This window comes from Actinomadura hibisca NBRC 15177, assembly GCF_001552635.1.
GTDB classification, from domain to species: Bacteria; Actinomycetota; Actinomycetes; order Streptosporangiales; family Streptosporangiaceae; genus Spirillospora; species Spirillospora hibisca.
On sequence record NZ_BCRO01000064.1, the window covers coordinates 75,621 to 84,491 of the forward strand.

The 8,871-nt window shown below is 71.7% G+C and carries 12 protein-coding genes; 5 read left to right on the forward strand and 7 right to left on the reverse strand.

What is annotated here, in order from left to right; all coding sequences use genetic code 11:
* Positions 1-60: 60 nt before the first annotated feature.
* The gene (locus AH6_RS28000) at positions 61-1,338 is read left to right on the forward strand and encodes a lipase family protein (protein WP_067485761.1); all 1,278 of its coding nucleotides are present in this window, start codon (positions 61-63) and stop codon (positions 1,336-1,338) included.
* A 72-nt stretch (positions 1,339-1,410) separates the two neighbouring features.
* On the opposite strand, the gene AH6_RS28005 is transcribed toward AH6_RS28000, so the two are convergent.
* The 5 genes from AH6_RS28005 to AH6_RS28025 all read right to left on the reverse strand — a co-directional run bounded on the left by AH6_RS28005 (position 1,411) and on the right by AH6_RS28025 (position 5,509).
* Positions 1,411-2,166 carry a hypothetical protein gene (locus tag AH6_RS28005; protein WP_083983528.1) on the reverse strand — a complete coding sequence of 252 codons (756 nt, stop codon included), beginning with the start codon at positions 2,164-2,166 and terminating at the stop codon, positions 1,411-1,413.
* Between the two features lie 60 nt (positions 2,167-2,226).
* Positions 2,227-3,489 carry an RNA polymerase sigma factor gene (locus AH6_RS28010; RefSeq protein WP_067485765.1) on the reverse strand — a complete coding sequence of 421 codons (1,263 nt, stop codon included), beginning with the start codon at positions 3,487-3,489 and terminating at the stop codon, positions 2,227-2,229.
* Between the two features lie 44 nt (positions 3,490-3,533).
* A complete protein-coding gene (locus AH6_RS28015) occupies positions 3,534-3,878 on the reverse strand; it encodes a YciI family protein (RefSeq protein ID WP_067485767.1) in 345 nt (114 codons plus the stop codon).
* 117 nt (positions 3,879-3,995) lie between these two features.
* Positions 3,996-4,742: an ABC transporter permease gene (locus tag AH6_RS28020; RefSeq protein WP_067485769.1), complete on the reverse strand. Its 747-nt coding sequence runs from the start codon at positions 4,740-4,742 to the stop codon at positions 3,996-3,998.
* Between the two features lie 14 nt (positions 4,743-4,756).
* Entirely contained in the window at positions 4,757-5,509 is a 753-nt protein-coding gene (locus AH6_RS28025) for an ABC transporter ATP-binding protein (RefSeq protein ID WP_067485771.1), read from the reverse strand.
* Positions 5,510-5,581: 72 nt separating this feature from the next.
* Between AH6_RS28025 and AH6_RS28030 the strand changes: the two genes are divergently transcribed.
* Together AH6_RS28030 and AH6_RS28035 are read left to right on the forward strand one after the other, a co-directional pair.
* The gene (locus AH6_RS28030; protein ID WP_067485773.1) at positions 5,582-6,223 is read left to right on the forward strand and encodes a TetR/AcrR family transcriptional regulator; all 642 of its coding nucleotides are present in this window, start codon (positions 5,582-5,584) and stop codon (positions 6,221-6,223) included.
* On the forward strand, positions 6,220-6,564 hold the full coding sequence (locus tag AH6_RS28035; RefSeq protein ID WP_067485775.1) for a DUF6204 family protein: 345 nt from the start codon (positions 6,220-6,222) through the stop codon (positions 6,562-6,564). Before AH6_RS28030 ends, AH6_RS28035 begins: the two co-directional genes overlap by 4 nt.
* Here the strand turns inward: AH6_RS28035 and AH6_RS42845 are convergent.
* A complete protein-coding gene (locus tag AH6_RS42845) occupies positions 6,561-7,004 on the reverse strand; it encodes an ATP-binding protein (protein ID WP_169807931.1) in 444 nt (147 codons plus the stop codon). The genes AH6_RS28035 and AH6_RS42845 overlap by 4 nt on opposite strands.
* Positions 7,001-7,348: a hypothetical protein gene (locus AH6_RS28045; protein WP_157431773.1), complete on the reverse strand. Its 348-nt coding sequence runs from the start codon at positions 7,346-7,348 to the stop codon at positions 7,001-7,003. Before AH6_RS28045 ends, AH6_RS42845 begins: the two co-directional genes overlap by 4 nt.
* 190 nt (positions 7,349-7,538) lie before the next feature.
* Here AH6_RS28045 and AH6_RS28050 point away from each other — a divergent pair, with 190 nt between their 5' ends.
* The gene (locus AH6_RS28050) at positions 7,539-8,366 is read left to right on the forward strand and encodes a helix-turn-helix domain-containing protein (protein WP_169807932.1); all 828 of its coding nucleotides are present in this window, start codon (positions 7,539-7,541) and stop codon (positions 8,364-8,366) included.
* 18 nt (positions 8,367-8,384) lie between these two features.
* Positions 8,385-8,594: a DUF397 domain-containing protein gene (locus AH6_RS42850; protein WP_083983531.1), complete on the forward strand. Its 210-nt coding sequence runs from the start codon at positions 8,385-8,387 to the stop codon at positions 8,592-8,594.
* The last annotated feature ends 277 nt before the right edge of the window (positions 8,595-8,871 follow it).

The window sequence follows — 8,871 nt, forward strand, 5'->3', positions numbered from 1 at the left end:
CGCCCTTGAGGTGGGTGAAAGTCGTCAGCGTTCACTTTCTCCCCCACCCCAGGAGTGGCGATGAAAGTTCGTGCTCTGCTCTCCACGCTGGCCGCCGGGGCCGCGCTCGTCGCGCCCGCCGTGGCCGCGGTGCCGCAGGCGTCGGCGGCGGCGCCCCAGGGGTGCACCGCCAGCGACGGCGACATCTACGCCGCGCCCACGGCCGTCACCGGGAACCCGGGCGAGCTGCTGAGCTGCCGCGAGGTCAAGCTGTCCAACGTCCCCGGCGACATCCCGATGAAGGCGTGGAAGGTCCGCTACGTCTCCACCGACGCCAAGGGCGCCAAGAACGTGGTGACCGGCACCGTCGCGATCCCCACCGCGCCCTGGACCAAGGGCGGCTCGCGGCCCACCGTCGCGTTCAACCCCGGCACGCTCGGCTCCGGCCCGCAGTGCGCCTTCTCCAAGCAGCTCGCGGGCCAGTTCGTGGACATGTACGAGGGCGGCAACGTCGGGCTGTTCCTCAAGGCCGGGTACGCGGTCGCCGCCACCGACGGCGTCGGCTACCTCCAGGGCCAGGTCCACACCTACATGGTCGGGGCCAACGCCGGGCACGCGCTGCTCGACATCGTGCGCACCTCCCGGCAGGTCCCGGGCGGCTCCCTCCAGGCCGACGGCAAGGTGGGCATCTCCGGCTACTCCGAGGGCGGCGCGGCCTCCCTGTGGGGCGCGCAGCTCGCCGCCTCCTACGCGCCGGAGCTGAACGTGGTCGGCGCGGCCGCCGGCGGCGTGCCCGGCGACCTGAAGATCACCGCCAAGGCGCTGAACGGCAGCGCGTTCGCCGGGTTCCTGGCCGACGCGCTGGTCGGCCTGAGCGCCGCCTACCCCGAGATGCCGTTCAACGAGCTGATGAACGACCAGGGCAAGAAGGCCGTGGCCGACGTCAGGAGCAACTGCCTGTACGGCACGCTCGCGGTGTTCCTCGGCGCGCGGGTCGAGAACTTCTCCAAGGACAAGCTGACCCTGGAGCAGATCTACGCGCTCAAGGGCCCCAACGGCGTGACGTGGGGCGAGGTCGTGGACCGGCAGAAGCTCGGCGTGAACATCGGCACCCCGGCCTCCGCCGCCCAGTACAAGATCGGCTTCCCGGTCTTCCAGTACCGCGGCTGGCTGGAGGAGATCATCCCGCACGAGACCGAGGACGCCACCCGCGCCGCCTACTGCAAGGCCGGCATCAACACCACCTGGAAGAACACCTACCCGACCGAGCACCTGTCGACCGACTGGGGCGCGGCCGGTGACGTGACCAACTTCCTCGGCGAGCGCTTCGAGGGCAAGCCCGCCAAGGGCAACTGCTGATCCGACCTCCCTCAAGGACACGGCCCGGGCGGGTTCCTCCCACACCCCCGCCCGGGCCGTGCGCCGTCCGGATCAGCCGATCGGGTCGCCCGCGCCGACGGGCAGCGCCTCCAGGCGCGGATCGTCCAGCAGCGCCGCGACCAGCGCGGACGAGCCGCCCACGTAGGTGGAGTCGAGGTCGATCTCGGTCGCCGTGCACCAGGCCCGGTCGCCGGGCCACCACAGGTTCGGCGACTGCGGGAAGAACGAGCCGAACACCCGGTGCCCGATGTCGGCCGCCGCCGCCAGCGGCCCGGTCAGCAGCAGGTAGTCGCGGTGCGGCAGGCGGACGCGCGGCCCGTCCAGCACCTCCGGGGTGAACGCGGCGGGCATCCGGGCCGGGAGCGCCGGCGGGGCCCCCGCCTTCGCCGACGCGAACACCACCACGCCCGCGCCGTCGATCCAGCCGTAGCCGTCCCACAGGCAGAACCAGCACGTCGCCGTCGTGGCGGTGTGCGCGGCCAGCACGTCCAGCAGGGCGCGCAGGGTCCGCGGGGGCAGCTCGCCCCCGGAGGGGTCGCCGTCCCAGGGCGCGGGGCCGGTCACGGTGTCGGGCTCGGGCCGCGACACCTCACGGAACCGGCTGGTGGGCGTCAGCTCCCGGCCCGCCCACGCCGCGATCTCCGCCCAGGGCACCGGCCGGTCGTCGGGCGCGGACGCCGGGTGCAGGACGCGCGCGTACGCGTCGAAGCCGCGCGGCACCAGCGACGTCACCGTGGAGTCGAACGTCGTGATCGCCGATTCGATCCAGTTGGCGGGCGTCATCGTGGTCACCGCGCGCAAGCTCATACCGGCAATCTAAAACCCCGCGCGCCTCCGTGCTCATCCCGACCCACGTTTCCGGGCGCGTCACCCCAGCCTGTCGGCCCTCTTGCGCAGCGCCCGCCGCTCGGCGGTGTTGCGGGTGAGGGACGCGGCGCGCTCGAACTCGGCGCGCGCCTCGTCCCGGCGGCCGAGCCGTTCCAGCAGGTCGCCGCGCACGCCCGGCAGCAGGTGGTAGTCCTTCAGGGCCTTCTCCCCGGCGAGCCCGTCCACGATCGCCAGGCCCTTCTCCGGGCCCTCGGCCATGCCGACCGCGACCGCGCGGTTCAGCTCCACGACGGGGGACGGCGCGCACCGCGCCAGCAGGCCGTACAGCGCGACGATCTGTGCCCAGTCGGTCTCCTCGGCGGACGCCGCCCGCGCGTGGCAGGCGGCGATCGCGGCCTGGAGCACGTAGGGGCCGGGCGGGCGGCCCGGCTCGCGGGCGCGCAGCAGCGCCGCGAAGCCGCGCTCGATCAGCAGCCGGTCCCAGCGGCCCCGGTTCTGCTCCAGCAGCGGGATCGGCTCGCCGTCCGGGCCGACGCGGGCGCGCGAGCGGGACGCCTGGATCTCCATCAGCGCCACCAGGCCGTGCACCTCCGGCTCGCCCGGCGCGAGCCCCGCCAGCAACCGGCCGAGCCGCAGCGCCTCCAGCGCCAGGTCCACGCGCAACCACTGGTCGCCGGCGGTGGCCGCGTACCCCTCGTTGAAGATCAGGTAGACGACCTCCAGCACCGACGACAACCGGGCCTCGCGATCGGCGCCCTGCGGCACCTCGAACGGGACGTTCGCGTCGGCGAGGGTCTTCTTGGCCCGCACGACGCGCTGCGCCACCGTCGCCTCGGGCACCAGGAACGCGCGCGCGATCTCGTCGGTGGTGAGGCCGCCCAGCATCCGCAACGTCAGCGCGACCCGCGCCGGGGTGGGCAGCACCGGGTGGCAGGCGGTGAAGACCAGCCGCAACACGTCGTCCTCGATGCGGTCGTCCAGGACGGCGTCGAAGGCGGTGTCGTCGGCGGTCTCCATGCGGTGGCCGATCTCGGCCAGCTTCCCGGCGTAGTTCTGCTCGCGCCGGATGCGGTCCACCGCGCGGCGCTTGGCGACGGCGGTGATCCAGGCGGCCGGGTTGTCCGGCACGCCCGCCTCCGGCCATTGCTCCAGGGCCGCCACCAGCGCGTCCTGCGCCAGCTCCTCGGCCAGCCCGACGTCGCGGACCAGCCGCGCCACGCCCGCGATGATCCGGGCCGACTCCAGCCGCCACGCGGTGGAGACCGCGGTGGTGACGGCGTCGGCCGGCTGCGCACTCGTCATGCCGCAGATCAGAGCACCGGAGGCGGGCGCGGCGCAAACCCCCGTCACTGGCCGGGCATGTCCTCGGGGCCGAAGACCTGCTGGATGACGCCCTCGCCGTCGCCGACGATCTTCCAGAAGCGCCGGGACACCTCGATCGCCTCCTCCTTGGTCCGCACCTCGATCAGCGCGAACCCGACCACGACCTCCTTGGCCTCGCTGTAGGGGCCGTCGGTGACGGTGACCTTGCCGCCCTCGGCGCGCAGGTGCGTGCCGCGCGGGTCCAGGCCGCCGGTGGCCAGCAGCACGCCGGACTTGCTCATCTCCTCGATGAACGCGCCCATCTCGGCCTGCGCGACCGGCGTCAGCGGGGTGTCGGCGCCGCCGGTGGTCATCATCATGAAACGCATGGGAGGTCCTCTCGCCTGGGCGCCGGTCGGTCCGGCCCCTCTGCCTACGCGTCGAACGACGGGCGTACGGATCGACACTTTGGCACAGGAATTTCTTTTCCCCAGGTGAGAGTGGGGCTAGCTGCGGAAAAGCCGCGTCGAGGCCCACAGGCACAGCGCCGCGAGCGCGACGGTGACCGCCGCGCCGACCGCGACCGTCCCGGTGGCGTAGTGGCCCAGGAAGACCTGCCGCACCGCGTCCACGGTGTAGCGGAACGGCACCACGCGCGAGGCCCCGTCCAGCCAGCCCGGGGCCAGCGTCATCGGCAGCAGCAGCCCGGACAACAACATCAGCGGCATGACGGCGGTGTTGGCGAGCGCTGCGAACTCCGGCGTCGTCCGCACCTGCATCGCCAGCCCGTACGACAGCGCCGACAGCGCCGCCGCCAGCACCGCCACCAGGGCCAGCCCGAGCAGCACCCCGGCGACCGGGGCGCGCAATCCGAGCACGACGCCGAGCAGCACCAGCAGCACCGACTGGACGACGAGCTGCACCACGTCGCGCAGCGTGCGGCCCAGCAGCAGCGCCGCCGGGTGGACGGGGGTGGCGCGCATCCGGTCGATGACGCCGGTGTGGCGCTCCATCAGCAGGCCGAGCCCGACGTACGAGCCGCCCAGCAGCGCGAGCTGGACCAGCACGCCCGGCACGAAGAGCTGCCAGGACGACCCGGACGAGCCCAGGTCGAGCCGCGTCAGCAGCGGCCCGAACAGGCCCAGGAACAGCAGCGGTTGCAACATCCCGAACAGCAGGCTGGTTTTGGAGCGCAACGTTGAGCGCAGGCACCGGCCGAAGACCACGCCGGTGTCGGTGAGCAGAGTGGGCAAGGGGAACTCCTCGGTCAGACCGCGACGGGCGCGCGGCCGGTGATCGCCAGGAAGGCGTCCTGCAGGGTGGGGCCGCCGTACCGGGCCTTCAGGTCGGCGGGGGTGCCCTCGGCGGCCACCGCCCCGGCGTCCACGACGACGATCCGGTCGGACAGGGTCTCGGCCTCGTCCAGGTAGTGGGTGGTGAGGAAGACGGTGGTGCCGTGGTCGGCGCGCACCCGCCGCACCAGGTCCCACAACTCGGCGCGGCCGCCGGGGTCCAGGCCGGTGGTGGGCTCGTCCAGGAACAGCACGGCGGGCCGGTTGACGAGGCCGAGCGCGATCTCGACACGCCGCCGCCAGCCGCCCGACAGCGCGCCGGTCGGCCGGTCCAGGAACTCGGTGAGGCCGAGGTCGGCGGCCAGCTCGGCGGCGCGCTCCCGGGCGTCGGCCGGGGACAGCCGGTGCAGCCGCCCCTGCGTGACCAACTCCTCGCGGACCGGGCAGGCCGGGTCCAGGCCGCCGGATTGCGCGACGTACCCGATGCGGCGGCGCACGCCCGCCGGGTCGGCGAGCAGGTCGTGCCCGGCGACCTCGGCCTCGCCGCCGGACGGCGGCAGCAGCGTGGTCAACATGCGCAGAGTGGTGGTCTTCCCGGCCCCGTTCGGGCCGAGGAAGCCGAGGATCTCGCCGTCGGCGACGGTCAGGTCGAGGCCCCGCACGGCGTGCACGGGACCGCTCTTGAGGGTGAAGGTCCGGGTCAGGCCCCGGACGGTGATGACGGCCATGCCGAGAGGAAACCACAACGCGTTGCAAACTTGCAATCCATTACAACTTTGGAATGCGGTTAGGATACGGGCATGGCCGAGGGACTGCGGGAGTTGAAGAAGCGCCGGACGCGGGCGCACATCGCGGAGACGGCGACCGCCCTGTTCGTGGCGCGCGGCTTCGAGCAGGTCACCATGGCCGAGATCGCGGCGGCGGCCGAGGTCTCGGTCAACACGCTGTACAACTACTTCGCGGCCAAAGAAGACCTGGTACTGCCGCCGGACGAGGCGTCGGCGGATCGGCTGGCCGGGATCGTGCGCGAGCGCGCGCCGGGGGAGCCGGCCGCCGCCGCCGTGCTGCGCCGCCTGCGCGAGGAGTTGCGCCGCCGCGAACGCGCGCTGGGCCTGACCGAGGACTTCGGCCGTTTCCTGGAGATGGTGCGGGCCGCCCCCACCCTCACGGCCCGCCTTGAGGACCTGGCCCGGCAGATGGACGACGCCTTGGCGGCGCTGCTGCGGGAGGAGACGGGCGCGGCCGACGACGACCCGCTGCCCGCCCTGGTCGCGAGCCAGATCGGCTGGCTGCACGCCCGCGTGCTGAGCGAGATCGGAGCGCGCACGCAGGCGGGGCAGGCGCCTAATTCGATCGCCGAGACGGTGCTCGCCTTGCTAGACGTGATCGAGGACCTGCTAGGCGAACGCGTCCTCACCTACGCACCCAAGGAGCTCGAATGACCACGCCCGCCCCTGCTCCCGCCCCCGCCTTCCGCGTGACGATCCGCGGCAAGTTCGGCGACCTCACCGACCCGCAGCGCGCCGCGCTGCGCGGTGACGCCGACGCCTTCCAGATCGCCTTCACCGAGGCCGGGGCGTTCGCGGCCGACGCCACACTGGCGGTCTTCAGCTTCCGGGTCCAGATCCCGGCCGAGCCTGACGACGACGAGGACACCGCCGGGCTGAAGGCACTGGCGGCGCTGGAGTCGTACGGCTTCCCGCACGAGGTGTTGCGGATCGCGGTGACCGACATGCGAGAGATCAAGATCAAGCGCAAGGGGAAGCGCCCGGTCGTCCGCTAGCCGGAGGTTGCCGCCACCTCGAACCACACCGTCACCGCGCGCTGCGAGCCAGGGCCGATCTGCACACCCCAGTCGTCCGCCAACGCCGCCACCAGCAGCAGGCCCCGTCCGCCCTGCGCGTCCAGGCCTCCCGCGCCGACCGTGGGAACCGTCGCGGCGAAACCGTCGTCGCGCACGTCCACCCGCAGCCGCTTGACCGAGGCGCGCACCAGCACCCCGATCGTGCCGTGCGCCCGTCCCGACGCCGAGTAGCGCACCGCGTTCGTCAGCACCTCGGACGCCATCAGCGCCACGTCGTCCACCAGAGACGATCCGTCGCCCAGACAGGCCACGGCGCAGTCACGCACGAACGCCCGAGCCTCCCGCACATCCGGCGGGCCGTCCGGAGTGCTGTAGACGATCCGCGCCGACACCACGTCGCCGCCCCCGCAGCCCCTCACGACAACGCCGCCCGGATCTCGACCGCCACGGCCATGGAGTCCTGCACCCACCCGGTCCGCCCGCTGCCCCACTGGAAAACCCATCCGTCTCCGCAGCCCCCGCACAGCACGGCCAGCGGCTTATCCGGCGGGCGCGGTACCAGCAACACCGCCTCCCCGGCCCCCGAGATGTGCAGCGACGACCCCACGCTCACCAGCCGCAGATCGCCCATCAGCCGCATCAGCGCGCTCAGCCGCCGACCCGTCGAGTAGAGGTCCCCGCCCTGCCGCCACCGCACCCGCAGATCGTCCACCGGGTGCGCCCGCGCCGGGCGAAGGTGTTCGGGAATCTGCTGCTGAGACATAGAGATCACCGCCGATGTCGTTTGCCCGCCCGAGATTCGCGATCCCGCCGTAGCTGACCGTGATGGGATGACATGCTGTTGGCGAGCATGACACGTGGTAATGGCGTCTGGCAATATTGCCGCTGGCAAAGTTGCCAGAGAGGTGGGAAACATGCCTGTTCGTCCGAACCCGACCGTCCGGGGACGGCGCGTGAGCTACGCGCTGCGAAAGTTGCGCGCTGAGCGCCGCCTGACCATCGACCAGGTCATCGAGCTGTCCGGTGGCGACTGGAGCCCGTCCACGCTCAGCCGATGGGAGCGCGGCGAACGGCGCATTCGCCCGGCCGACCTGAAGATCCTTCTAGAGATCTACGAAGTGCCGCCCGAACAGCGCGAAGCCATGCTCAAGCTGACCCGGGAAGCCCGGAAGAAGGGATGGTGGGAGGCGTTCAGCAAGGACGTCGTACCGCCGTGGTTCGAGACCTACCTGGGGCTGGAGTCGGACGCGACCAAGATCCAGGTCTACGAGGCCGAGCTGTTCCACGGCCTTGTCCAGACGCCCGGCTACCACCGGGCCTTCATCCAGGCCGCTCCGGTCGTCGGGCCACCGGACCACGTCGAGCAGGCCATCGCACTCCGTGCCGAACGCCAGCAACGCCTGACCGGCGAGAATCCGCCGGATTACTGGATCGTTCTGAACGAAGCAGTGATCCGGCGAGCCGTCGGGGGACCCGTGGTGATGCGCGAACAACTGCTGCACGTCGCAAAAATGGCCGAAGAGCCCAACGTCAACGTCCAAGTGCTCCCGTTCCGGGCCGGAGCGCACACGGCAATGGACGGTTCGTTCGAGATGCTGAGCTTTCCGGACAGCCCTACCCCCGGTGTCGTCTACCTGGAGAGCAAGACCAGCGCTCTCTACCTGGAAACCGACGCCGAGGTCGAACGCTATACACTGATGTTCAACCATCTCATCGCGAAGTCACTCGACCCGGACGAGTCGCGTGCCCTACTCGTGGAGACGGCAGAGCAACTGACGTAACGCAGAAGGAGGTGCGGGGTGCCGCAGTCGGAACTATCCCGCGCCAGGTGGCGGAAGAGCAGTCACAGCAACGAGAACGGAAGCTGTGTCGAGCTGGCCGATCTCACCAGGTCCATCGGAGTTCGGGACAGCACTGACCCGGGCGGCCCATCGCTTCGTCTTCAGCGGACGACATGGGCGGACCTGTGCAAAAGCATCCGGGTAGGGGCGCTCGACCTCTCGAAGTGACCCACCCCGGCAAGAGCCCCCGACTCGTTCGGGGGCTTTTGTGTGAGGGGTTCCCTGTCGGGTCCAGGAAGGCGTGCGCCTTCGCGTGTGGTGAGCCGGGATCGGTCAGGTCGCTGCGGGCCGCCGGGCGGTAGGCCGAAAGGAAAGCGCGCGCCGGAGGTCGCCGGTCGGGTGCACAAACCCGGACGGGTTGGGGTTGTTGGGCCCCTGGATCAACCCCGCGCGGGCTGGGGGTTGTTGGTTGGGTGCGGAAAACCCGCGCGGGGTTGAGGTGGTT